At 42.5% G+C, this 24793-nt stretch carries 20 protein-coding genes and 1 pseudogene; 20 read left to right on the forward strand and 1 reads right to left on the reverse strand.

Going from position 1 to position 24793, the window contains the following annotated elements:
• Positions 1 to 17: 17 nt before the first annotated feature.
• A complete protein-coding gene (gene rpoC, locus DXB43_RS00520; RefSeq protein ID WP_117946054.1) occupies positions 18 to 3689 on the forward strand; it encodes a DNA-directed RNA polymerase subunit beta' in 3672 nt (1223 codons plus the stop codon).
• A 132-nt stretch (positions 3690 to 3821) separates the two neighbouring features.
• The gene (locus tag DXB43_RS00525; RefSeq protein ID WP_117946057.1) at positions 3822 to 4973 is read left to right on the forward strand and encodes a glycerate kinase family protein; all 1152 of its coding nucleotides are present in this window, start codon (positions 3822 to 3824) and stop codon (positions 4971 to 4973) included.
• A 3-nt stretch (positions 4974 to 4976) separates the two neighbouring features.
• Here DXB43_RS00525 and DXB43_RS00530 read toward each other — a convergent pair whose 3' ends face one another.
• Positions 4977 to 5399, reverse strand: a complete 423-nt coding sequence (locus DXB43_RS00530) for a hypothetical protein (RefSeq protein ID WP_022242935.1) — start codon at positions 5397 to 5399, stop codon at positions 4977 to 4979.
• Between the two features lie 93 nt (positions 5400 to 5492).
• On the opposite strand from DXB43_RS00530, the gene DXB43_RS00535 reads away from it, so the two are divergent.
• The 18 genes and pseudogenes from DXB43_RS00535 (at position 5493) to DXB43_RS00620 (ending at position 24772) form a co-directional block, all read left to right on the forward strand.
• Entirely contained in the window at positions 5493 to 6578 is a 1086-nt protein-coding gene (locus DXB43_RS00535) for a serine/threonine protein kinase (protein WP_117946059.1), read from the forward strand.
• Between the two features lie 410 nt (positions 6579 to 6988).
• Positions 6989 to 7489 carry a hypothetical protein gene (locus DXB43_RS00540; RefSeq protein WP_117946062.1) on the forward strand — a complete coding sequence of 167 codons (501 nt, stop codon included), beginning with the start codon at positions 6989 to 6991 and terminating at the stop codon, positions 7487 to 7489.
• Between the two features lie 268 nt (positions 7490 to 7757).
• Positions 7758 to 8240, forward strand: a complete 483-nt coding sequence (locus DXB43_RS00545) for a GNAT family N-acetyltransferase (RefSeq protein WP_117946064.1) — start codon at positions 7758 to 7760, stop codon at positions 8238 to 8240.
• Between the two features lie 38 nt (positions 8241 to 8278).
• The gene (gene sfsA, locus DXB43_RS00550) at positions 8279 to 8941 is read left to right on the forward strand and encodes a DNA/RNA nuclease SfsA (RefSeq protein ID WP_117946067.1); all 663 of its coding nucleotides are present in this window, start codon (positions 8279 to 8281) and stop codon (positions 8939 to 8941) included.
• A gap of 51 nt (positions 8942 to 8992) precedes the next feature.
• Positions 8993 to 9607, forward strand: coding sequence for an NUDIX hydrolase (locus DXB43_RS00555; protein ID WP_330417844.1), 615 nt, complete (start codon positions 8993 to 8995; stop codon positions 9605 to 9607).
• Between the two features lie 32 nt (positions 9608 to 9639).
• A pseudogene (locus DXB43_RS00560) lies at positions 9640 to 9786 on the forward strand (VOC family protein); the annotation flags it as partial.
• Between the two features lie 326 nt (positions 9787 to 10112).
• A complete protein-coding gene (gene rpsL / locus DXB43_RS00565) occupies positions 10113 to 10532 on the forward strand; it encodes a 30S ribosomal protein S12 (RefSeq protein WP_022242941.1) in 420 nt (139 codons plus the stop codon).
• A 191-nt stretch (positions 10533 to 10723) separates the two neighbouring features.
• Entirely contained in the window at positions 10724 to 11194 is a 471-nt protein-coding gene (rpsG, locus tag DXB43_RS00570) for a 30S ribosomal protein S7 (RefSeq protein ID WP_207659146.1), read from the forward strand.
• Positions 11195 to 11244: 50 nt separating this feature from the next.
• On the forward strand, positions 11245 to 13362 hold the full coding sequence (gene fusA / locus DXB43_RS00575) for an elongation factor G (protein ID WP_117697237.1): 2118 nt from the start codon (positions 11245 to 11247) through the stop codon (positions 13360 to 13362).
• A 116-nt stretch (positions 13363 to 13478) separates the two neighbouring features.
• Positions 13479 to 14666: an elongation factor Tu gene (gene tuf, locus DXB43_RS00580; protein WP_117697235.1), complete on the forward strand. Its 1188-nt coding sequence runs from the start codon at positions 13479 to 13481 to the stop codon at positions 14664 to 14666.
• Between the two features lie 107 nt (positions 14667 to 14773).
• Positions 14774 to 15970 (forward strand): PucR family transcriptional regulator, encoded by a 1197-nt coding sequence (locus tag DXB43_RS00585; RefSeq protein WP_243006615.1) that lies wholly within the window; start codon positions 14774 to 14776, stop codon positions 15968 to 15970.
• 181 nt (positions 15971 to 16151) lie between these two features.
• Entirely contained in the window at positions 16152 to 17057 is a 906-nt protein-coding gene (locus tag DXB43_RS00590) for a transporter substrate-binding domain-containing protein (RefSeq protein WP_022243681.1), read from the forward strand.
• Between the two features lie 49 nt (positions 17058 to 17106).
• The gene (locus DXB43_RS00595; protein ID WP_117946072.1) at positions 17107 to 17862 is read left to right on the forward strand and encodes an amino acid ABC transporter permease; all 756 of its coding nucleotides are present in this window, start codon (positions 17107 to 17109) and stop codon (positions 17860 to 17862) included.
• 11 nt (positions 17863 to 17873) lie between these two features.
• Positions 17874 to 18614 (forward strand): amino acid ABC transporter ATP-binding protein, encoded by a 741-nt coding sequence (locus DXB43_RS00600; RefSeq protein WP_022243679.1) that lies wholly within the window; start codon positions 17874 to 17876, stop codon positions 18612 to 18614.
• A gap of 15 nt (positions 18615 to 18629) precedes the next feature.
• Complete coding sequence (locus DXB43_RS00605) at positions 18630 to 19295, forward strand: cytidylate kinase-like family protein (protein ID WP_117697233.1); 666 nt, start codon at positions 18630 to 18632, stop codon at positions 19293 to 19295.
• Between the two features lie 245 nt (positions 19296 to 19540).
• Positions 19541 to 22150 carry an ATP-binding protein gene (locus DXB43_RS00610; protein WP_117946075.1) on the forward strand — a complete coding sequence of 870 codons (2610 nt, stop codon included), beginning with the start codon at positions 19541 to 19543 and terminating at the stop codon, positions 22148 to 22150.
• Positions 22151 to 22167: 17 nt separating this feature from the next.
• Complete coding sequence (locus DXB43_RS00615; protein ID WP_117946078.1) at positions 22168 to 23112, forward strand: GTP-binding protein; 945 nt, start codon at positions 22168 to 22170, stop codon at positions 23110 to 23112.
• A gap of 442 nt (positions 23113 to 23554) precedes the next feature.
• A complete protein-coding gene (locus DXB43_RS00620) occupies positions 23555 to 24772 on the forward strand; it encodes an aspartate aminotransferase family protein (protein ID WP_117946081.1) in 1218 nt (405 codons plus the stop codon).
• Positions 24773 to 24793 lie beyond the last annotated feature (21 nt).

A 24793-nucleotide genomic window follows, 5' to 3' on the forward strand; every position in this document is an offset into this window, starting at 1 on the left:
GGAAGGGAGTGTCATTAATGCCAGGAACAGTAAAACAGGAAACTTACCAGCCGATACAGTTTGATGCAATTCAGATTGGTCTGGCATCACCTGAGAAAATCAGAGAGTGGTCCAGAGGAGAAGTTAAGAAACCTGAGACCATTAACTATAGAACTTTGAAACCGGAAAAAGACGGATTATTCTGTGAGAAGATTTTTGGACCGAGCAAAGACTGGGAATGTCATTGTGGTAAGTACAAAAAGATTCGTTATAAAGGTGTTGTCTGCGACCGCTGTGGTGTTGAAATCACCAAAGCCAGCGTTCGTAGAGAGCGTATGGGACATATCGAGCTTGCAGCTCCGGTATCCCATATCTGGTACTTCAAAGGAATTCCATCCCGTATGGGATTAATCTTAGATCTTTCTCCAAGAACATTGGAGAAGGTTCTGTACTTTGCTTCCTATATCGTACTGGATGCAGGTTCTACAGATTTATCTGTAAAGCAGGTATTATCCGAGCAGGAATATCAGGATGCAAGGGAAAAATATGGCAGCTCTTTCCGTGTTGGAATGGGTGCAGAAGCCATTCTTGAGTTATTACAGGCAATTGACCTGGAGAAAGATGCAGCAGAGCTGAAAGCAGAATTAAAAGATGCTACCGGCCAGAAACGTGCAAGAATCATCAAGAGACTGGAAGTGGTAGAATCCTTCCGTGAATCCGGAAATAAACCGGAGTGGATGATTATGACCGTTATCCCGGTTATTCCACCAGACTTACGACCTATGGTACAGCTGGATGGTGGACGTTTTGCAACATCCGATTTAAATGATTTATATCGTAGAATTATCAATAGAAATAACCGCCTGAGAAGATTGTTAGAGTTAGGTGCACCTGATATCATCGTTCGTAACGAGAAGAGAATGCTGCAGGAAGCAGTAGATGCCCTGATTGACAACGGTAGAAGAGGAAGACCGGTAACCGGACCTGGTAACCGTGCTCTGAAATCTCTGTCCGATATGCTGAAAGGTAAATCTGGACGTTTCCGTCAGAACCTTCTTGGAAAACGTGTAGACTACTCTGGACGTTCCGTTATCGTCGTAGGACCGGAACTTAAGATTTATCAGTGTGGTCTGCCAAAAGAAATGGCAATCGAGCTGTTTAAACCGTTTGTTATGAAAGAGCTGGTTGCAAACGGAACTGCACACAATATTAAGAGTGCAAAGAAGATGGTTGAAAGATTACAGTCGGAAGTCTGGGATGTCTTAGAAGATGTCATCAAGGAGCATCCGGTTATGCTGAACCGTGCTCCTACACTGCATAGACTTGGTATTCAGGCATTTGAGCCAATCCTGGTAGAAGGTAAAGCAATTAAGCTTCACCCATTGGTATGTACCGCATACAACGCCGACTTCGACGGAGACCAGATGGCTGCCCATTTACCACTGTCACAGGAAGCACAGGCAGAATGTCGTTTCATGCTGCTTTCACCGAACAACCTGTTAAAACCTTCTGATGGAGGTCCTGTAGCCGTTCCTTCACAGGATATGGTTCTTGGTATCTACTATCTGACACAGGAAAGACCAGGTTCCTTAGGAGAAGGCGGATACTATAAGAGTGTAAACGAAGCAATTCTGGCATATGAGAACCAGGCACTGACCTTACATTCCAGAATCCATGTGCGTGTTCATAAGACCATGCCGGATGGAACTGTTAAGACTGGTGTCGTTGAGTCCACACTGGGAAGATTTATCTTCAATGAAATCATTCCTCAGGATTTAGGTTTCGTAGACAGAAGCAAGCCTGAAAATGAACTGGTACTGGAAATCGATTTCCATGTAGCAAAGAAACAGTTAAAACAGATTCTGGAAAAAGTTATTAATACACACGGAGCAACCAAGACCGCTGAGGTATTAGACGATATTAAGTCCATGGGTTACAAGTACTCTACAAGAGCAGCTATGACCGTATCTATTTCAGATATGACAGTACCGCCTCAGAAACCGGAAATGATTGCAAAGGCTCAGGATACGGTAGACCGCATTTCAAGACAGTACAAACGTGGTCTTATTACAGAGGAAGAGCGTTACAAAGAAGTTGTTGAAACATGGAAAGAGACTGATGATGAGCTGACAGAAGCACTGCTTTCCGGTCTGGATAAATACAACAACATCTTCATGATGGCAGATTCCGGAGCCCGTGGTTCTGATAAACAGATTAAACAGTTAGCAGGTATGCGTGGTTTGATGGCGGATACAACCGGTAGAACAATCGAGCTGCCTATCAAATCAAACTTCCGTGAAGGTCTTGAAGTATTGGAGTACTTTATGTCTGCGCATGGAGCACGAAAAGGTATGTCCGATACTGCGTTACGTACCGCCGATTCCGGTTACTTAACCAGACGTCTGGTAGACGTATCACAGGATCTGATTGTCCGTGAATCTGATTGCTGTGCAGGCACAGGAAGAGAGATTCCTGGTATGTATGTCAAAGCATTCATGGATGGAAAAGAAGAAATCGAAAGTCTCGAAGAGCGTATTACAGGAAGATTCTCCTGTGAGACAATTTGCGATAAAGATGGTAATGTGCTTGTAAAAGCAAACCATATGATTACACCAAAACGTGCTGCAGCAATTATGAGCAAGGGTGTAGATGAGAATGGAGAACCATTAACCAAGGTTAAAATCCGTACCATTCTTACCTGCCGTTCCCACATCGGAGTTTGTGCAAAATGTTATGGAAGCAATATGGCTACCGGTCAGGCGGTACAGGTTGGTGAAGCGGTTGGTATTATCGCAGCTCAGTCTATCGGAGAACCTGGTACACAGCTTACCATGAGAACATTCCACAACGGTGGTGTTGCCGGTGACGATATTACACAGGGTCTTCCTCGTGTCGAGGAGCTGTTTGAGGCAAGAAAGCCTAAGGGACTTGCAATTATCACAGAATTTGGTGGTGTTGCAACCATTAAAGATACCAAGAAGAAACGTGAGATCATTGTAACAAACAATGAAACAGGTGAGACTAAGACTTATCTGATTCCTTACGGTTCCAGAATTAAGATTATGGATGGAGCAGTATTAGAGGCTGGTGATGAGCTGACCGAAGGTTCTGTAAATCCGCACGATATCCTTAAGATTAAGGGCGTACGTGCCGTACAGGATTACCTGATTCAGGAAGTACAGCGTGTATACCGTCTGCAGGGTGTTGAGATTAATGATAAACATATCGAGGTTATCGTTCGTCAGATGTTAAAGAAGATTCGTATTGAAAATAACGGAGATTCTGAGTTCCTGCCAGGAACATTAGTAGATAATCTGGATTACGAAGAGATGAATGAGCAGTTAGAGGAAGAAGGCAAAGAGCCGGCAGAAGGTAAACAGGTATTACTTGGTATTACCAAAGCATCTTTGGCAACCAACTCCTTCTTATCAGCAGCATCCTTCCAGGAGACAACTAAGGTTCTGACAGAAGCAGCTATCAAGGGCAAGATTGACCCATTGATTGGTCTGAAAGAGAACGTAATTATCGGTAAGCTGATTCCGGCTGGTACTGGTATGAAGCGTTATCGTAACATCAAACTGAACACAGATGTAAACGAAGAGGAAGAACTCTCCTTTGATGATTTTGACGGATTCGATGAAGCACCTGTGACAGATGAAATCGAAGAGACAGAAGCAAAAGAAGAAGTAACTGCTTCTACAGAAGAATAATGTAAGGTTCGAAGAACTGATGCAGATACAGGAAGGGAAGCTCTGGCTTGATAGGCCGGAGTTTCCCTTTCGAGTTAGAGATTCTTTTAAGCTTTTATACAGGTGGTAGAATAAACAAACGAGGAAAATCCAATGAAAGTAATCGTAGCAATAGATTCATTAAAAGGCAGCTTAAGTTCCTTAGAGGCAGGAAAAGCAGTGGAAGATGGTATTAAAAAAGCAATACCAACAGCAGAAGTTATGATAAAGCCGGTTGCAGATGGTGGAGAAGGAACAGTAACGGCCCTGACCACTGGATTGCAGGGCAGTCTGGAAAAGGTAGCGGTAACAGGTCCCCTTGGACAGAAGGTCGAGGCAGCGTATGGTATCCTGCCTGATAAAACAGCAGTCATTGAAATGGCAGAAGCCGCCGGACTGCCACTGGTGCCGGTGGATAAACGAAATCCAATGGAAACCACTACTTATGGTGTGGGGGAACTGATAAGCCATGCCATGGATAGAGGCTGCCGTAAGTTTATCATTGGAATTGGCGGCAGTGCCACCAATGATGGCGGTGTCGGAATGCTGCAGGCTTTAGGGTGTCATTTTTATAAAAAAGATGGAATTGAAATAGGATTTGGAGCAAAAGAACTGAAAGACCTGGAAACGATAGATACGGAGGCGTTGGATAAGAGACTGAAAGAATGTACTTTTGAAATAGCCTGTGATGTGACCAATCCATTATGTGGCACAACAGGAGCCAGTGCTGTATTTGCACCACAGAAGGGCGCAGACGAGACCATGGTAGTAAAACTGGATGCGGCATTAGCTCATTTTGCTGATGTAACAGAAAAGGCTTTAGGCGTAGACAACCGGAACATGTCGGGAGCCGGAGCAGCAGGCGGACTGGGCTTCGCATTTGCATCTTATCTGGGCGGGGATTTACGTCCGGGCGTAGAGATAGTATTAGATGCGGTATTGCCGGAGAAAGAATTAAGTGAAGCTGATATCGTAGTGACCGGAGAAGGAAGATTTGACGGACAGACTGCTATGGGAAAAGCGCCGGTTGGAATTGCAAAGCGGGCAAAAGAAAAGGACTGCATGGTACTGGTATTTGCCGGCAGCATTGAACCACAGGGCGTCCGGAAAGTGCAGGATGAAATGCAGCTTGTAGATGGAGCATTTCCAATTTTACCAGGTGTGATGACATTGGAAGAAGCCATGCAGAAGACAGTGGCATATGAGAATATGAGCTATACGGCAGAGCAGGTATTCCGGCTGATTGGGAACTGTTATATAAAATAATTTCTATGCCAGCCCTTCGTACCCTAGTTCATAGAGCAGCTCATTGGCATCGGAAAGAGCACAGTTTCTTTGCAGGCAGAAAATAATTGCACTGTCCCGCTCCATACGGGCATAGAGAATTGGATAGCCGGTAGCTTTTAAAAGCTGCTGCACTTCCGTAAAGGATAGGTCCATGGCAAAGCAGAGGGCGAGCACTTTGTCACGGGAAGGACGTTTGCGCCCATCAAAAATCTGATAACAGTAAGTACGGTCAAGACCGCTTTTTCGGATGAGAGAAGGCAGGTCTTGATTTTTTGCCTGAATCAACCGGTTCAGATAATCCGAAAGTGAGACCTCGATCAGCTCAGCTTCCTCCTGCTCTGCATAGTTGGAGAAAGCAGGTGTGTTTTTCAAAATATCTAAAAGTTCCTGGGTTGATTTTTTCATTTGGCGAATCCTCTCATTTCTGCTATAGTGATATTGATTATCATAGAATTGTGGGAATGAAAATTCAAGTAGAAAAGGAAAAAGTGATAACAAATGAGTGAAAAATTATATCAGGATTTTCGGCGGCAGCGGCAGATACCGCTTACCGTACTGGGGGGCCAGCCGCCCTATCAGACCCGGTTGATACAGGATGCTGCCACAGGAAAGATTCTGGTTCAAAAAGCAATACAAAAAGACAGTATTCCGGTTTACCGGAAACTGCAGCAATTAGAAAGTCCACATCTTGCCAGGATTATAAGCTGTGAAGAGCAGCAGGACATCGGCATGGTAACAGAAGAATATATCAGCGGTGAGACACTGGATGAGAAGCTGCACCGGCAGGGCGTTATGCCACCGGAGCTTGTAAAATATTATATCCGACAGTTACTGGAAGCATTGGAGCAGATTCATGCACAGGGAATCGTACACCGTGATATTTCTCCGAAAAATGTTCTCATTTCTACGGATGGAGTTGTAAAATTACTGGATTTTGATATTGCAAGGAGACGTAAGCGAAATCAGAATGCAGACACGACAATTCTTGGAACCGTAGGATTTGCATCTCCGGAGCAGTATGGCTTCCTTCAGACAGATGCAACCGCAGATATTTATGCACTGGGCGTTCTTATGAATGTGATGCTGGAGGGGACGTTGCCAAATGTGCATCTGACTGCCCGGAAACCATTTTGTAATGTGATAAAAAGATGTATAGAGATTGACCCGCAGAACCGCTATCAGAATGCCGGGGAACTTCGGGAGGCATTAAAATTAGAAAATCCGGGTGCTGTAAAAAAGAAAACGATTCTTCCGGGATTCCGGACCGGAGTTGTCTGGAAAGAGATAGTGGCAGTTTTTGTATATCTGTTTCTGATTGTGGGAAGCATACAGTTTCTGATGCTGTATGGCAAGACTCCATTGACTTTTTGCCTGGAAGCAATTGCGGTATTCATCTATGCGTGGATATCCTGCGGGGTTGGATTTAATTTCCTTTTGTGGGACACCAAAGTGCCGGGAATCCGCTCCCTGCAGAAGCCGGTACGGATTATAATCCGGATTATACTGGCACTTACTATCTTTTATTTTGGCATGAAGCTGGAAAACTATGTAAAAATAACCTTACTTGGTCTGCCTCTGAAATAGAAAATATCGAAAGTTATCGGGCTATGAAAGATGCCTCCGATTTTGAACACGGCTGAAAATGTATGCTGCCGGCATACCACAAAGCCTTCCGACTCGTATATGATGATTTCATACTTAAGAATGATGAAAAACCGGGAGGCAAGAAAATGGAAAAAGTAAAGAAACCGATTTATAAGAAATGGTAGTTCTGGGTAATTATTGTAGTAGTTGTATTTGCAATTGCAGCAGGCGGCAGCGGAAGTGACAAAAAGGATTCGAAAAAGAATTCTGTTGCCGGTACAGAGCAGACGGATAACAAAGACGCAAAGACAAAGGACTCCGATGCAAAAGATGCAGAACCGGAAGAAGATTTATCCGCTGTAGAAACAGAATATACCCTTGGAGCAGGTTATTACACCGCAGGTATTGATTTGCCGGTTGGAAAATGTAACCTTACCGCAGTCAGCGGAAATGGAAATATAAACAGCTCCAATCTTCTGAAGGGTGGAGTCAATGAGATGTTCGGCGTGGATGATGGAAATGATCTTTACGAATCATCCTTTAACGGACTTAAGATGAAAGAAAATGTAGTATTTCATATTTCCGGAGATGTAGTTGTACAGGTCAGTTATACAGAAGTGACTGGTGGCATGACCGGAAGAGAATATGATGAATCCCAGGCGGTAGAATTAGGCAGTGGAAACTATACCGCAGGAACAGATTTTCCGGCAGGAACCTATACGGTGACAGCGGTGGAAGGAACCGGAAATGTCAGTTCATCCAATCTGCTTGACGGTGGAATGAATGAGATATTTGGTGTGGATGACGGAAATGGTCTTTATACTTCTGAAGTGAAAAATGTGGAATTCAGTGATGGTGTGGATTTAAAGGTAAGTGGAGTGAATATCCGTCTGGTGCCGGCAAAGGAATAAAAGTATTTACGGAAATATTATAGAAAAGCACAACAGGATTTGCCTGAGGAGGGCAATGCTGCTGTGCTTTTCTTGTAGCTTATGCGAATAGTGAAAAAATATATTCTTATCCGATGTATTTGGAAAGCATTATAACAACGGGAGAAGTTTGCATTGATTTAAGAAAAAATTATGGTACAATTGCAGTGAATATGAGAAGTTATAAAAAGTTATAAAGACTTATAAAAGTTATAAAAGGTTATAAAAACTTATAAAAGGAGTACTCAAAATGACAATCCGTACCGCACAGATGGAAGATATTGATGCAATTACAGCAGTGGAGACAGAATGTTTCCCGCCGGCAGAGGCAGCAACAAGGGAAGAATTTGCAGAACGTCTAAAATATTATAAAGACCATTTCTGGCTGATGTTTGATGAGGGACATCTGGTGGCATTTGTAGATGGCATGGTGAGTAATCAGAAAGACCTTACAGATGAAATGTATGTAAAAGCAGAACTGCATGAGGAACAGGGTGACTGGCAGATGATTTTCGGCGTGAATACCATTCCTGCATATCGAAGATGCGGTCTGGCAGAGCAGCTATTAAAAAGAGCTATTGCAGATGCAAAAGCCCAGGGAAGAAAAGGGCTGGTGCTGACCTGCAAGGATAAGCTGATACATTACTATGCGAAATTTGGTTTTGAAAATGAAGGCGTATCAGAATCTACCCATGGAAACGTGGTGTGGAACCAGATGCGTCTGACTTTCTAAAAATGGAATATCTTATAAAAACGAAATGAGGCAGAACATTGAAATATAAAAAAGTAGTAAGAGGAAGCTTTGTAGACCGCCCGAATCGCTTTATTGCCCATGTTAAGATTGACGATGAGATTCAGACAGTACATGTAAAGAATACCGGGCGGTGCCGGGAACTGCTGCTTCCGGATGCGGAAGTTTATCTGGAAGTGGCAGACAATCCGGCACGAAAGACAGCCTATGATCTGATTGCGGTCTATAAAGAAAATTTTGGCTTAATAAATATTGACAGTCAGGCACCCAATAAGGTGGCAAAGGAATGGCTTGAAACACAGAATTATGATGTAGTGAAACCGGAGTATAAATATGGAAATTCCAGAATTGATTTCTATATGAAGAAAGGGATGCAGGAATATCTGATGGAAGTAAAGGGCTGTACCTTAGAACGGCAGGGAATCGGTTATTTTCCCGATGCACCAACAGAGCGAGGGGTAAAGCATTTACGGGAATTGATTGGAGCAAAAAAAGCCGGTTATGAATGTGCTGTGGCATTTGTGATTCAGATGGAAGGCGTAACGGAAGTCCGGGCAAATGAAGAGACACACCCGGAGTTTAAAGAAACACTGGAAGAGGCACGGGCAGCAGGCGTAAAGGTATTATTTCTGATGTGTAAGGTGGAAAAAGACAGCCTCAGAGTAGTGGAGCAGCGGGAGTAAGAAACGAGGTATAAAGAAAAAACTGCATGAAAATATGGAGGAGAATCGATGATGAGTAAATGGACAGAAGCTGCAATCAGGATTCAAAGTATTGCCCAGGCAGGACTTGCCTACGGTGAAAATGAATATGACCGTGAGCGGTATGAGGAGCTACGAAAGATTGCTGCGGAAATGATTTCCTGCGAAATGGAGATCCCGGTTGAAAAAGTAACAGCATTTTTCTGCAATGAAACAGGATATCAGACTCCGAAGGTTGATACAAGAGCAGCAGTATTTGAAAATGGAAAAATCCTGCTGGTACATGAGAAAAACGACACCTGGTCATTGCCGGGCGGCTGGTGCGATGTGGACCAGTCGGTAGCATCTAATGTAATAAAAGAAACAAGGGAAGAAGCAGGACTTTCCGTGACGGCAGATAAACTGATAGCAGTTCAGGACTGGCGGAAGCATAATAAATGCAATCTGCCTTATGGTGTGGTGAAAATATTTGTCCTGTGTACGCCTAATGGTGGAAGCTTCCATGAAAATATAGAGACAACAGAAACGTGCTATTTGGGACGAAACGAACTGCCGGCACAGCTTGCCGTGGAGAAAACCACAGCAGAGCAGATACAGATGTGCTTTGATGCATATGAAAACAAAGACTGGCAGACGCAATTTGATTAATTGCGACAGAATGAAACGGAATATGCAATTAGATGGAAGCACTTGCGGAAAAACTGGAAAGGCTTTATCCGTCCACTCATTATGTCAATCGATTGATGACGCATAGCTGGGGACAAAAGGTGGTACGCTTCTATGATTTGGATGGAAATCTGATAGAGGTAGGGGAGCCGGTGAGGTGAGGGTGAAGGAGAACCGCAACTTCGATTCCGCTGCGCTCCATCTCAGTCGTGGCTGTCGCCACATGAACGGAAAGATTCAGGCATAAGAACGAGAACCGCAACTTCGATTCCGCTGCGCTTCATCTCAGTCGTGGCTGTCGCCACATCATCAGAAAGCCCCAGCCAGCGACTAGGATACAAGTATCCAGTCGCTGGCTGAAACTTTCTTTGCGTTTCTCGTAGCTTGCACGAAAAATTTGCTTGACAAGTGGCGAATCGGCTTATATACTGAATTAGTGTGCATACAAATGCACATTTATCAAATAATAGCACAGGAGGTGAAAATAATGCCAACATTTAACCAGTTAGTAAGAAAAGGACGTCAGACATCTGTTAAGAAGTCTACTGCACCTGCACTTCAGAAGGGCTACAATTCTTTAAAGAAGAAAGCAACTGATACTTCTGCTCCTCAGAAGAGAGGTGTTTGTACCGCTGTTAAGACAGCTACACCTAAAAAACCTAACTCAGCTCTTAGAAAGATCGCCAGAGTTCGTCTTTCCAACGGAATCGAAGTAACAAGCTACATTCCAGGAGAGGGGCACAACTTACAGGAACATAGTGTTGTTCTTATCCGTGGTGGTCGTGTTAAGGACTTACCAGGTACAAGATACCATATTATCCGTGGAACTCTTGATACAGCAGGAGTCGCTAACAGAAAACAGGCTCGTTCCAAATACGGCGCTAAGAGACCAAAAGACGCTAAATAAGCTTAGCGCACACCAATAGTATCACAAACAGAGCTAAAGGTAAGTGTTGGAATTATTGTCACATACGATATATTTCCGCACGAACACATTTTAGAGAGACACATGTGAGTACCGTTGAATTAATCGAAACAAATACTACATGACAGGCACAATGACCTGTGATGCAAAACATGATTAAGGAGGGAAGTAACGTGCCACGTAAAGGACATACTCAGAAAAGAGACGTATTAGCAGATCCGATGTACAATAACAAAGTGGTTACCAAGCTTATCAACAACATTATGTTAGATGGTAAGAAAGGTATTGCACAGAAGATTGTATACGGTGCATTTGACAGAGTTGCAGAGAAGACTGAGAGACCAGCTCTTGAAGTATTCGAGGAAGCTATGAACAACGTTATGCCAGTACTTGAGGTAAAGGCTAGACGTATCGGTGGAGCAACTTACCAGGTACCTATCGAAGTTAGACCGGACCGTCGTCAGGCTCTGGCTCTTCGGTGGCTTACACTGTTTTCACGCAAGAGAGGCGAGAAGACAATGGAAGAAAGACTGGCAAATGAGATCATGGATGCAGCAAACAATACTGGTGCATCTGTAAAGAAAAAAGAAGATATGCACAAGATGGCAGAAGCAAACAAAGCTTTCGCACACTATCGTTTCTAATCAGAACGAGAGCATATTTTTTCGGTTAAGAAAATTAGGAGGAAAAAACCTTGGCTGGAAGAGAATATCCGTTAGAGAGAACCAGAAACATTGGTATTATGGCGCACATCGATGCTGGTAAAACAACGTTGACAGAGCGTATCCTTTATTATACCGGTGTTAACTATAAGATTGGTGATACTCATGAAGGTACTGCTACCATGGACTGGATGGAGCAGGAGCAGGAAAGAGGTATTACCATTACTTCAGCCGCTACGACATGTCACTGGACTTTGGAAGAGTTTACAAAGCCAAAGAAAGGTGCTTTAGAGCATCGTATCAATATCATTGATACTCCTGGACACGTAGACTTTACGGTTGAGGTTGAGCGTTCACTTCGTGTACTGGACGGCGCTGTCGGCGTGTTCTGTGCAAAAGGTGGAGTAGAGCCTCAGTCAGAAAATGTATGGCGTCAGGCTGACACATACAACGTACCTAGAATGGCATTCATTAACAAAATGGATATCTTAGGTGCAAACTTCTACGGAGCTGTAGATCAGATTCGTACAAGATTAGGTAAAAATGCAATCGTTCTTCAGTTACCAATCGGTAAAGAAGATGATTTCAAGGGAATTATCGATTTGTTCGAAATGAAAGCTTACATCTACAATGATGATAAGGGAGATGATATCTCCGTAACAGACATTCCGGACGATATGAAAGACGACGCAGAATTATATCATACCGAACTGGTTGAGAAAATCTGTGAGTTAGATGACGACCTTATGATGCAGTATTTAGAGGGAGAAGAGCCATCTGTTGAAGATATGAAGGCTGCCCTCAGAAAAGGTACCTGCGAGTGTACAGCAGTTCCGGTATGTTGTGGTTCTGCTTACCGTAACAAGGGTGTTCAGAAATTATTGGATGCTATCGTAGAATATATGCCAGCTCCAACAGACATCCCAGCTATTAAGGGTGTTGACCTTGAAGGAAATGAAGTAGAGAGACATTCATCTGATGATGAACCATTCTCCGCTCTTGCATTCAAGATTATGACTGACCCATTCGTAGGAAAACTTGCATTCTTCCGTGTTTACTCTGGTGTAATGAACTCCGGATCTTACGTACTGAATGCAACAAAAGATAAAAAAGAACGTGTAGGCCGTATTCTTCAGATGCATGCAAACAAGAGAGCAGAGCTTGAAAAAGTTTACTCTGGAGATATTGCAGCAGCCGTTGGATTTAAGTTTACAACTACTGGTGATACCATCTGTGATGAACAGCATCCGGTTATCTTAGAGTCCATGGAATTCCCAGAGCCAGTTATCGAGCTTGCTATCGAGCCTAAGACAAAAGCTGGACAGGGTAAGATGGGTGAAGCTCTTGCAAAACTTGCAGAAGAAGATCCTACTTTCCGTGCTCATACAAATACAGAAACAGGACAGACCATCATCGCTGGTATGGGTGAGCTCCATCTGGAAATCATTGTTGACCGTCTGCTTCGTGAATTCCACGTAGAAGCAAACGTAGGTGCTCCACAGGTTGCTTACAAAGAGACATTTACAAAGCCAGTTGATCAGGAATACAAATATGCAAAACAGTCTGGTGGACGTGGACAGTACGGACACTGTAAAGTTAAATTCGAGCCGATGGATGCCAACGGAGATGAACTCTTCAAGTTTGATTCTGCAGTTGTTGGTGGTGCTATTCCTAAGGAATACATCCCTGCAGTAGGCGAAGGTATCGAAGAAGCTACCAAAGCTGGTATCCTTGCAGGATTCCCAGTAGTAGGTGTTCATGCTACCGTATATGATGGATCTTACCATGAGGTCGATTCATCTGAGATGGCATTCCACATTGCCGGATCCATGGCTTTCAAAGAGGCTATGGCAAAAGCAGCTCCTGTAATTCTTGAGCCAATCATGAAAGTTGAAGTTACTATGCCGGAAGAGTACATGGGAGATGTTATTGGTGACATTAACTCTCGTCGTGGACGTATCGAAGGTATGGATGACATCGGTGGTGGAAAAATGGTTAAAGCATATGTTCCACTTGCTGAGATGTTTGGATACTCAACAGACTTACGTTCCAGAACTCAGGGACGTGGTAACTACTCAATGTTCTTCGAGAAATATGAGCAGGTTCCGAAGTCTGTACAGGACAAGATTGTTGCATCTAAAGCAAAATAATAAAAATGCTTGAAAAACTCGCAAGTTTTTTATATAATCAGAAATAGCCGAGTGACTTATTAAAATGTAAAAATAAGCGCCCAGAAAGGGCATAAAATTAAGGAGGACGTTTTAAAATGGCAAAAGCTAAGTTTGAAAGAACCAAACCACATTGTAATATCGGAACCATTGGTCACGTAGACCATGGTAAAACAACTTTAACAGCAGCTATTACAGCAGTTTTAGCAGCAAGAGTTGCAGGTAATACAGCTACAGATTTCGCTAACATCGATAAAGCTCCAGAAGAGAGAGAAAGAGGTATCACTATCTCTACAGCTCACGTTGAGTATGAAACAGAGAAGAGACATTACGCACACGTTGACTGTCCTGGACATGCTGACTACGTAAAGAACATGATTACCGGAGCAGCTCAGATGGACGGCGCTATCCTTGTTGTTGCTGCAACTGATGGTGTTATGGCTCAGACAAAGGAGCACATCCTTCTGTCTCGTCAGGTAGGTGTACCTTACATCGTTGTTTTCTTAAACAAATGTGATATGGTAGACGACCCAGAGTTAATCGAGTTAGTAGAAATGGAAGTTACAGAGCAGTTAGAGGAATATGGTTTTGAAGGCTGCCCAATCATCCAGGGTTCTGCTCTTAAAGCTCTTGAAGATCCTAACGGACCATGGGGCGACAAGATCATGGAATTAATGGATACTGTAGATAGCTATATCCCAGATCCACAGCGTGATACAGATAAACCTTTCTTAATGCCAGTTGAGGACGTATTCACAATCACAGGTCGTGGTACTGTTGCAACAGGTAGAGTAGAAAGAGGAACATTACATCTGAATGACGAACTTGAAATCCTTGGTGTTAAGGAAGATGTTCAGAAGACAGTTGTAACTGGTATCGAGATGTTCCGTAAACAGTTAGACGAGGCTCAGGCTGGTGATAACATCGGTGCACTTCTTCGTGGTGTTAACCGTGACCAGATCGTTCGTGGACAGGTTCTTGCTAAACCAGGTACTGTTACTTGCCACAGAAAATTCACAGCTCAGGTTTACGTTTTAACAAAAGATGAGGGTGGACGTCATACACCTTTCTTCAATAACTACAGACCACAGTTCTACTTCAGAACAACTGACGTAACTGGTGTTTGTGAATTACCAGCAGGTACAGAGATGTGTATGCCTGGTGATAACGTAGAAATGACTATCGAACTGATTCATCCAGTAGCTATGGAGCAGGGTCTTACTTTCGCTATCCGTGAAGGTGGACGTACAGTAGGATCTGGACGTGTTGCTACAGTTATCGAGTAATCTTTGCTCTTGCAATGAATTGCTAAAATAAGTAAAATTAACCCGGAGAGTGTTCGCACTTCTCCGGGTTTTTTGCAACTCATACACAACCAACAGAGGGAGACATTATGGTTACTTGTAGAGACGTCAATAATTTGGATCTGGATGGAGTAGAACTGCTGACAGGGGAAGTGGGACTGGACAGAGTGGTGTCCTGGACATATTTTGTGCAGACGAAGCCATATGAAGATCATATGAATCCTGGCAACTTCGCACTGATTGTAGTGGATTATCTGCGGTTTGATATCGAGAAGACCTTTGAAACGATGGTAGAACTGAATGCACTGGGAATTTCCGGACTTGCAATATCAATTGTGGATGACCGGGAGAAAATTCCACAGAAAATGATAGACAAGGCGGTTGAATTGAAATTGCCACTGTTCTATGTCCGCTGGGAAGGCGCAACCTTCGTGGATATTGCACAGAGTATCGGGCAGCTGATACTGGAAACCAATATTACAAATAAGCGTACCGGGGACTATTTATATAATCTGCTGTTTGGATATGAAGTAAATGATAAATATATTGAAAAAATATCCAGCCAGTTTGGACTGGCTTTCGACCGGGCATATCGTGTTGGAATCATTGTAATTGACCGGAAATATGGAATTAACCTGGAGCAGGATGAGCATACTTATCTCTATTATACGGACTGTCTGAACCGGGAAGTAATGCATATGGAAAATCGTCCGATGTATATGCGTTTCTTAAATAAATTTGTGCTGCTGTTTGAGGCAACGGAGGATAAGGAGACAGAACGGCAGATTGAACAATTGCTAAAGAAACTGGACAGCCGCCCGCAGTTCGATGGGCTGATACACAGTACCTGTATTTTAGGCGCAGCTTATACGGATCCGTCTGAATTTGGCAAGAGCTATCAGGAAGCAAAAAATCTGATCCCAAAGAAAGATTATCTGCCGAATCCTACTAATAAAAAAGTGCTTAGTGCCAGTTCCATGGGCATTTATAAATATATGTTTAACAATGGAAATCAGCAGGAGATACTGGACTACTGCAATGACAAATTAAAGAAGCTTGAGATGTACGACCAGTCCAATGGGGCGTTTCTGGTGGAGACACTGCTGGCATATTATATGAGTGGATTTAATGTGGGAAAGACAGCAGAGGCTTTGTATATTCATCGGAATTCCCTGCAGTACCGCCTGAAGAAGATAGAAGAAATACTGGAGGTTGACCTGGAAGATTCCATGGAATATCTCGATATTGTAAACTGTATTCTGGTAAAAAGACTGATGTTTAATTAAAAGACTGTGCAAAACGCACAACCAAATTGTGCATTTTGAAAGTTGAAAAGAAGAAAAAGAAAGTATACTATACTGTCTATCAGCAAAGACGCTTTGAGAGAAAGAAATCTCAAGCGTCTTTTTTGATACTCTAGAGAAACAAAAAGTCGGCTTCACATTTGCATTTAAGGAGGAACATATTATGAATAAAAGAAAATTATTAGCATTGGTACTGACAGGAGTTATGGCAATATCTACATTGGCAGGATGTGGTTCATCAGATACAAAAACATCCGATACAGATGTGAAAACCTCAGAGACAGCAGAAACATCTGATAAGAATGTATTAAGAGTTGGAATGGAATGTGCATATGCTCCATTTAACTGGACACAGGACAGTGATACAACACCGGATGGAAGCAAGGCGGTTCCGATTTATGGATCTGACTATTATGCATATGGATATGATGTGGCAGTAGCCCAGAAACTTGCTGATGAGATGGGAATGGATTTAGAGGTTCATAAAGTAGAATGGTCTTCCATTGGAATCTCATTAGATGCAGGAGATTATGATGTAATCATTGCAGGAATGGGAAAAACAGCAGAAAGAGAAGCTTCTTATTCATTTACAGAACCATATTATTACAGAGATAACTGTATCGTAGTAAAAAAGGGAAGTGCTTATGAAAATGTAAAAGGACTTTCTGATCTGGCAGGAACCGGATGTAAAGTAACAACACAGTTAGGAACCGGCTGGGTACCTCTTTTGGATCAGATTGAAGGTGCAGAGCAGTCAGGAAATTATGAGACAACATCCGAATGTTTCATGGCAATATCCAATGGTGTTGCAGATGTATGTGTCGTAGATTTGCCAACCGCACAGTCAGCAGCACTTACCAATGATGACCTTGTGATTATTCAGTTAGATGCAGATGATTCTTTCACCGGTGATGATGAAATGGTAAATGTATGTATCGCTACCAGAAAAGATGATACCGCATTAAGAGATAAAATCCAGGATGCGATGGATGCCATTGGTTGGAATGATAAAGCCAAAATGGATGAGCTGATGGATACTGTTCTGACACAGCAGCCGGCAGCAAACTAGAAATATTTCCAGCGTGAGCTGAGTAACAGATAAAGTGAGGTAGAGAAACATGTTAGTAGAAAATCCGAGTAATTCGTTAGAGTGGATGATATTTTTAGCCCAGAAATATGCAAGTATGTTTATCAAAGGAACCTGGCTTACGCTGGAAATTGCTGTAATCGGAACGCTGGTTGGTTTTGTGTTAGGCTATATTGTCGGACTTGTAAATGATGCAAAAATCAGCGAGGGTGATAATGTTTTCAAGAAGCTTCTGATGCGGCTTTTGAAAATCATTTTTACCGTATATGTGGAAATCTTCCGTGACACTCCAATGATTGTTCAGGCAATGATTGTATACTATGGAATAAAAATGCTGGGAGTAGAAATGACACCGGTATTTGCAGGTATTGTGGTAACGGTATTAAATACCGGAGCTTACATGGGTGAGACAGTACGTGCCGGAATCAGCTCCATTGATATGGGCCAGCGTGAAGGCGCATGGGCAATGGGGATGTCGCCATTTAAGACAATGTTGTATGTGGTATTGCCACAGGCATTTAAAAATATTATCCCGGAGATGGCAAATACATTCCTGACAAACCTGAAAATGACATCCGTATTAAATGTAATTGCAGTACAGGAACTTTTCATGGCTGCAAAAACAGTCGGAGGAAATTATTACAAATACTTCGAGTCATACCTGGTAATTGCAGTGATTTACTTTGTATTGTGCTTTGTCTTTGATAAGATTTTCAAATTTATTGAAAAGAAAATGCAGGGCAAGACAGATTACGCACTGGCAATTGAGTATATGGATAATCAGTAGGAGGAACGGATATGGGAGAGACAGTAATTTCAATCAAGGATTTGAGCAAATCATTTGGGAATCATGAGGTTTTAAGAAAAATAGATATTGATATAGAAGCAGGAGAAATTATCTGTATAGTGGGTTCTTCCGGTTCCGGAAAGTCAACGCTGCTGCGGTGTATCAATAAACTGGAGCGGCAGACCTCTGGTAAAATCCTTTACCATGATAAGGAAGTCCGGAATGTACAGAAGGACATCAATGAATACCGCTCCAGGGTGGGAATGGTATTTCAGTCCTTTAACCTATTTAACAATATGACTGTATTGCAGAACTGCATGCTCTGCACCAGAAAGGTGCTTCATATTTCCAAAGAAGAGGCATTTAACCGGGCAATCACACATTTAAAGGATGTAGGAATGGCTCCTTATATCAATGCAAAACCATCACAGCTTTCCGGAGGACAGAAACAGAGGGTTGCCATTGCAAGGTCTCTTTGCATGAATCCGGAAGTACTTCTTTTCGATGAGCCGACTTCTGCACTGGACCCGGAAATGGTAGGAGAAGTATTAAATGTTATGAAAGAGCTTGCCAAGACGGGACTTACAATGATTATTGTTACTCATGAGATGGCATTTGCAAGGGATGTGTCCACCAGAACCATTTTCATGGATTCCGGTTATGTGGCAGAGGATGCAGCTCCATCCGAACTGTTTACCAATCCGAAGAATCCGAGAACACGGGAATTCTTAAGTCGTTATTTAGCAGGTTAAAGGAGGACAGAAAATATGGAGAATTTTGTAATAACCTTTGCAAGAGGATTCGGAACAGGCGGAAAGGCGATTGCTTCCCAGCTGGCAAAGGAGTTAGGTATTCACTGTTATGAAAACCGAATCTTAACACTGGCAAGCCAGCTCAGTGGACTGGATGAGAATATTTTTCAGGAAGTAAATGAAAAAATGAGGGAGACCAGTGGATTTTCCAGCTTTTTAAGAGGACTGCCACGGTCAAGACGTTACATTTCCAGAAATGAAAAATTCGTATCGGATGACAAGCTGTTTGAATATCAGAGTGAAATTATCAAAGATCTGGCAGAAAAAGAGTCCTGCGTCATCGTCGGAAAATGTGCCGATTATGTACTGAAGGGCAAGCCAAATGTGGTGAGTATTTATATTGAAGCACCGAGAGCATTCTGTGTGAACCGTACCATGGAAAATATGGGCGTGAGCGAAGAGGTCGCTAATGCAACCATAGAGCGGACGGATAAATTCCGGGCAGATTATTATGAATATTACACCCATGGAAATTACTGGACAAACCCGGTCAATTATGACATGACATTAAACAGTGAGCGGGTTGGCGTGCAGAACTGTGTAAAAACCATTGAGCAGTACCTGATTATCAAAGGGCTGATTACACCGGATATGATACATCCGGCAGGAGAATTAAAATAAGAGTTTGGGATAAGAGTTTGAAGTAAAAAGTTTGAAATAAAAGTTCAAAATAAAAGTTCAAAGTAGGAACAGAGTTGGAAAATTAGAAAAAGACAGAAAAAAGCAGGAACACCGGAACTGGAACGGAGCTCCTGCTTTTTTGCGGCAATAAGAAAATGCTGGTGGCAGCTTCCACAGGGATTGTTTTATTGCGAACAAACTGGATTTTATATATAATGAAGTAAAACAACTCGGGAGAAAAATTGATGGAAGCAGGAATGATTACAACAGTGCTTTTGGTGGCATGTGCAACTATATGTATTGGCGTTGGCATCTTTTACTTTTTTATTAATAATACGAAAAACAAGGGGCGGATTTGCATCCTGCTTCTGGGAATAGGAGGAGGAATCTGGGCACTGGGTTCAGCATTGTATGGAAATTGTACAGATGACAGATTGGCACAGAATTTCTTTTGCATGACAATTGTGGGCTTTAATTTATATGTCATTGCGATTGTAATTTATGTGGCGTGTCTGACTGGTGTAAAAATAAAGGGATATGGTCTGATGGTTGGATTAGGAATACTGACATCTCTGGTGGATGGTGTTTCTTTTGGAAGTATGCGGATCCGCCATTTTTACAGGGTCAATGGAAGAACCTGCTTTACCACAGAATTTCATGGCAGCGTGTTTTACCACTGGCTGTATATTATGCTTTGCTTTTTGTGCTGCATCTATATTGTACTATATTGGTCGAAGAAAATTATGCGTAAGAGTCAGAGAAAATATGTGGCATATATCATTCTGGGAAATACAATTATGCTTCTTTCTGCAATTCCGGATACGGTGTTGCCATTTTATGGAATTAAATCTTATCCCAGTTCGGTTTATGGTGTAACAGTTTCATTTTTAATGACTGTATTTTTTAGTATCCGGTATGATACTTTTGGAATATCAAAATTAACAGTTTCAGATTATCTGTTTAATCAGATTGACTATGGTGTGATGGTATATGATTATCAGAGAACACATATTTTACATAATACAAATGCAGAAGTGTTGTTTGGTGCAGATGTGGAACAGCCTTTTGAAGAACTGGTAACCTGCGAGTGCGATAAGGAAGAATTTGCAGAACAGCTTTATCAGGGAAAATTAGAGCACTGCAAGGTGAAATGCCTGCAGGGCAATCAGATTTTATCGGTAACGTCTTCGATGGTCTGCGATGAATATGGCGAGATGCAGAACACTATCGTAACACTGGTGGATATTACTTACGAAGAAGAACTTTTAGAGCGGCTCCGGGTGTCAGACCGGGCGAAGACCGATTTCCTTACGAATATGTCCCATGAAATCCGTACGCCAATCAACGGTATTATGGGAATGAACAGCCTCCTGCTCCGGCAGATTGATACACTGCCAAGAGAGAAGATTGCAGAGTATGCAGGAAATATGCAGCGGGCCAGCAGAAACTTGCTTGCTATTGTAAATGACATTTTGGACATTTCCAAAATTGAATCAGGAAAGATGGAGCTGCTTTGCGAGGGTTATGAGCTGGCTTCCCTCATTAATGACTGCTATACGATAGTTGCCTCTAACTGCAAGAAAAAGAATCTGAATCTGTATATGGAAATTGATGAGAATCTTCCATCCATTTTATATGGGGATGATGTCCGTATCCGCCAGATAGTAAATAATTTCCTGTCCAATGCGGTAAAATATACCAAGCGTGGTTATGTAATTTTAAAAATTTCTTATAGCAGGATAGACGAGGAAAATATCAACCTGCGTATCGATGTAAAGGACAGCGGAATTGGAATCCGGAAGAAGGATATGGAGAACCTTTTCCAGAATTTCACAAGATTAGAAGAGCATAAGAACCGCAATATCGAGGGAACCGGACTGGGACTGAGCCTGACGAAACGTCTGGTAGATATGATGCACGGAGAAGTGCTGGTAGAAAGCCAGTATGGTGAAGGCTCAACATTTACGGCAATCATACCGCAGAAGGTCATCTGCGAAGATGGCATTGGTGATATGAAGCAGATTTTCGAAAACTATGAGCTTTCTGTCGGTGCTATGATGCCGGTACCTCAGTTTGCCGGCACGCATATCCTTGTGGTAGACGATATGGAAATGAACCGCATTGTGGCAAAAGAGATGCTGCTGCAGACTGGTGCAATTGTGGATGTGGCAGGCAGTGGGGAAGAAGGACTGACTCTGATGAAAGAACAGCATTATGATCTTATTTTCATGGATCAGATGATGCCGGATATGGATGGCATTGCCACCTTTGAAGAAATGAAGCGAATGAATCATCAGAATAAAACTACACCGGTAATTGCCATGACAGCTAATGCGGTAAAAGGAGCAAAGGAAATGTATCTGCAGCATGGATTTGCCGATTATATTTCCAAACCGATTTTTGAAGAGAAGATGTGGAAGATACTGGAACGTTTTCTGGCGGACAAGCAGACAGAGGCAGTGGAAAAGAAAAATCCTGACGGTGGAGCAGAAGAAAATAAGAAATCATTGCAGGAGCGTTTTCCATACCTTGACACCGAGCAGGGAATGTCCGTATGCATGGAAGACAAAGATTTTTATCTTAAGATATTAAAAGTCTATCTGAAAGATGAGATGGTGGATACTCTGCAGCAGGATTATGAGGCAGGGGACTGGGCACAGTATCAGATTCATGTACATGGACTGAAAAATGTGTCTGCGAATATCGGAGCCATGGAGCTGTCTGGGCAGTTTAAGGGATTAGAGTATGCCATCAAGAATCATGACATTCCGGATACGGTTTATATCCGAAGTCATCATGATAAAGTAATGGAGGCATACCAGGAGCTCTTACGGCGGCTGGAGCGGGATATCTGAGAAGGAGGAAGACAAGCATGGTAAAAATCGACTTAATTACCGGCTTTTTAGGTTCCGGTAAAACAACATTTATAAGAAAATACGCCCAGTATCTGATGGAACAGGGCATGAATATTGGAATCTTGGAGAATGACTATGGCGCAGTAAATGTGGACATGATGCTGCTGCAGGATTTGATGGGAGATAACTGTGAGCTGGAAATGGTAGCCGGAGGCTGTGATAAGGACTGCCACAGAAGACGTTTTAAGACAAAGCTAATCGCCATGGGCATGTGCGGATATGACAGGGTGCTGGTGGAGCCATCCGGCATTTTTGATGTGGACGAATTCTTTGATGCATTGCGGGAAGAACCACTGGATCAATGGTACGAGATTGGAAATGTAATTACAATTGTAGATGCCAAGCTGGAAAAAGAGTTGTCTGATGAGGCAGATTTTATTCTGGCATCAGAGGTGGCAGATGCAGGCTGCATTCTATTAAGCCATGCCGATGAAGCTACAGAAGAAGAAATGGATGCAACGGTTGCACACATCAACGAAGCCTTGGATAAGATTCACTGTAAGAGAAGACTGGGAAAAGAGATTCTGCGTAAGAGTACACCACAGCTTACTTCGGAAGATTTGCATCGGATTATGAGCAGTGGCTATGTAATGGAAAATTATGAAAAAATGGATCTGGAGGAACACTCCGGCTTCGAGTCACAGTATTTTATGAATGTACCTATGACGGCAGAAAAAATGCAGAAGGTTGCAAAAGAAATCTTAGAAGACAGTTCTTGCGGAGCAGTATTTCGGATTAAGGGATTTATAAAAGCAGAAGATAATTCCTGGATACAACTTAATGCTACCCATAACGGAGTGCGGATGGAACCGATTCAGGAAGGCCAGGAAGTTATTATTGTAATCGGAGAGCATTTACAGCGGGATAGAATCGAAGCTTATATCGGAGCGGAGAGTGTATAAAGTCAAAACGATACTATAGTGTACGAATGGATAATACAAATGTGCATTATAATACACAAAAACATACAATATATTCTATTAATTCTCGCGAATAGACTGAAAAAAGCAGAAAAAACAGGAAAATACAACTTTTTGTAAAAAAATATTGACAGAGCAAAACAGACGTGATATTGTATAACTGTTCAAAATAATAGACAAGCAAAAGCGAAGGCGCTTACCAATCGGTAAGTGCCTTTTTTACTTTACAGGAAATTGCTTTCCTGTAAAGTAAAAAACGCTCCGCGAGGATGCGCACTGCGGCGTATAAGGTAGATGTCGCAAGCGACCGACGCAGGCGCGAGAATGTGCCGAGGCACATTCATTGTTCCGTCCATTGAACAAAACAAACCGGTTTAAAGAGAAAACAAAAAAGAGTAAAGAATATGTCAAGGAGGATTCAATTATGAAATTAAAAGACACAGGATTAAGCGTACAGGACATTAAAGATAAAGTAAATAAATATATGATTGAAACATATGAGCGTTTTGATTTTCTGGCTGAGACAGCAGAGGGCATGTACCTCTATGATGAGAAAGGAACACCGTATCTTGACTTCTATGCAGGAATCGCTGTAAACAATGCAGGAAACCGTAACCCGAAGGTAGTAGCAGCAGTCAAAGATCAGGTAGATGATATCATGCATACCTTCAACTATCCATATACCATTCCACAGGCACTGTTAGCAGAAAAAGTTTGTAAGACCCTTGGCATGGATAAAATTTTCTATCAGAACTCCGGAACAGAAGCAAACGAAGCAATGATTAAAATGGCCCGTAAATATGGAATTGAAAAATACGGTCCAAATAAATATCATATCGTAACTGCTAAAATGGGATTCCACGGAAGAACATTTGGAGCAATGTCAGCAACCGGTCAGCCGGGAAATGGCTGCCAGGTAGGATTCGGACCAATGACTTACGGATTCTCCTATGCACCATACAATGATCTGGAGGCATTTAAAAATGCATGTACCGAAAATACAATCGCAATTATGATTGAACCGGTACAGGGTGAAGGCGGAGTACATCCGGCAACCATGGAATTCATGAAAGGCTTAAGAGAGTTCTGTGATGAGAAAGGAATGCTCTTATTATTAGATGAGGTACAGACCGGATGGTGCAGAACCGGTGCGGTAATGTCCTATATGAATTATGGCGTAAAACCGGATATCGTATCTATGGCAAAAGGTCTTGGCGGCGGAATGCCAATCGGTGCAATCTGTGCAACAGAAGAGGTTGCCAAAGCATTTACTCCTGGTTCCCATGGAACAACCTTTGGTGGACATCCAATCAGCTGTGCAGCAGCTTTAGCTGAGGTAGGAGAGCTCTTAGACAATGACTTAGCCGGAAATGCAAAGAAAATGGGAGACTATTTCTCAGCAAAATTAGAAAAATTACCACATGTCAAAGAAGTAAGACATCAGGGCTTATTAGTTGGTGTAGAATTTGATGATACCATTTCCGGTGTAGATGTAAAACATGGCTGCTTAGACAGAAAGCTTCTGATTACAGCTATCGGTGCACATGTCATTCGTATGGTGCCACCACTTATCGTATCCGCAGAAGACTGCGACAAGGCATATGCAATCATTGAAGAAACGGTAAAATCACTGGAAAAATAAGAATTTTAGGAATCCGTGTCC

The organism is Roseburia sp. OM04-10BH (assembly GCF_003462605.1).
Taxonomy (GTDB): domain Bacteria; phylum Bacillota; class Clostridia; order Lachnospirales; family Lachnospiraceae; genus Roseburia_C; species Roseburia_C amylophila.

What these genes read in the sequence shown, in the direction of transcription:
- rpoC (WP_117946054.1), top strand. Translation starts at nt 18, where the DNA reads ATGCCAGGAACAGTAAAACAGGAAACTTACCAGCCGATACAGTTTGAT.
- DXB43_RS00525 (WP_117946057.1), top strand. Translation starts at nt 3,822, where the DNA reads ATGAAAGTAATCGTAGCAATAGATTCATTAAAAGGCAGCTTAAGTTCC.
- DXB43_RS00530 (WP_022242935.1), bottom strand. Translation starts at nt 5,399, where the DNA reads ATGAAAAAATCAACCCAGGAACTTTTAGATATTTTGAAAAACACACCT.
- DXB43_RS00535 (WP_117946059.1), top strand. Translation starts at nt 5,493, where the DNA reads ATGAGTGAAAAATTATATCAGGATTTTCGGCGGCAGCGGCAGATACCG.
- DXB43_RS00545 (WP_117946064.1), top strand. Translation starts at nt 7,758, where the DNA reads ATGACAATCCGTACCGCACAGATGGAAGATATTGATGCAATTACAGCA.
- DXB43_RS00555 (WP_330417844.1), top strand. Translation starts at nt 8,993, where the DNA reads ATGAGTAAATGGACAGAAGCTGCAATCAGGATTCAAAGTATTGCCCAG.
- rpsL (WP_022242941.1), top strand. Translation starts at nt 10,113, where the DNA reads ATGCCAACATTTAACCAGTTAGTAAGAAAAGGACGTCAGACATCTGTT.
- tuf (WP_117697235.1), top strand. Translation starts at nt 13,479, where the DNA reads ATGGCAAAAGCTAAGTTTGAAAGAACCAAACCACATTGTAATATCGGA.
- DXB43_RS00585 (WP_243006615.1), top strand. Translation starts at nt 14,774, where the DNA reads ATGGTTACTTGTAGAGACGTCAATAATTTGGATCTGGATGGAGTAGAA.
- DXB43_RS00590 (WP_022243681.1), top strand. Translation starts at nt 16,152, where the DNA reads ATGAATAAAAGAAAATTATTAGCATTGGTACTGACAGGAGTTATGGCA.
- DXB43_RS00595 (WP_117946072.1), top strand. Translation starts at nt 17,107, where the DNA reads ATGTTAGTAGAAAATCCGAGTAATTCGTTAGAGTGGATGATATTTTTA.
- DXB43_RS00600 (WP_022243679.1), top strand. Translation starts at nt 17,874, where the DNA reads ATGGGAGAGACAGTAATTTCAATCAAGGATTTGAGCAAATCATTTGGG.
- DXB43_RS00605 (WP_117697233.1), top strand. Translation starts at nt 18,630, where the DNA reads ATGGAGAATTTTGTAATAACCTTTGCAAGAGGATTCGGAACAGGCGGA.
- DXB43_RS00610 (WP_117946075.1), top strand. Translation starts at nt 19,541, where the DNA reads ATGGAAGCAGGAATGATTACAACAGTGCTTTTGGTGGCATGTGCAACT.
- DXB43_RS00615 (WP_117946078.1), top strand. Translation starts at nt 22,168, where the DNA reads ATGGTAAAAATCGACTTAATTACCGGCTTTTTAGGTTCCGGTAAAACA.
- DXB43_RS00620 (WP_117946081.1), top strand. Translation starts at nt 23,555, where the DNA reads ATGAAATTAAAAGACACAGGATTAAGCGTACAGGACATTAAAGATAAA.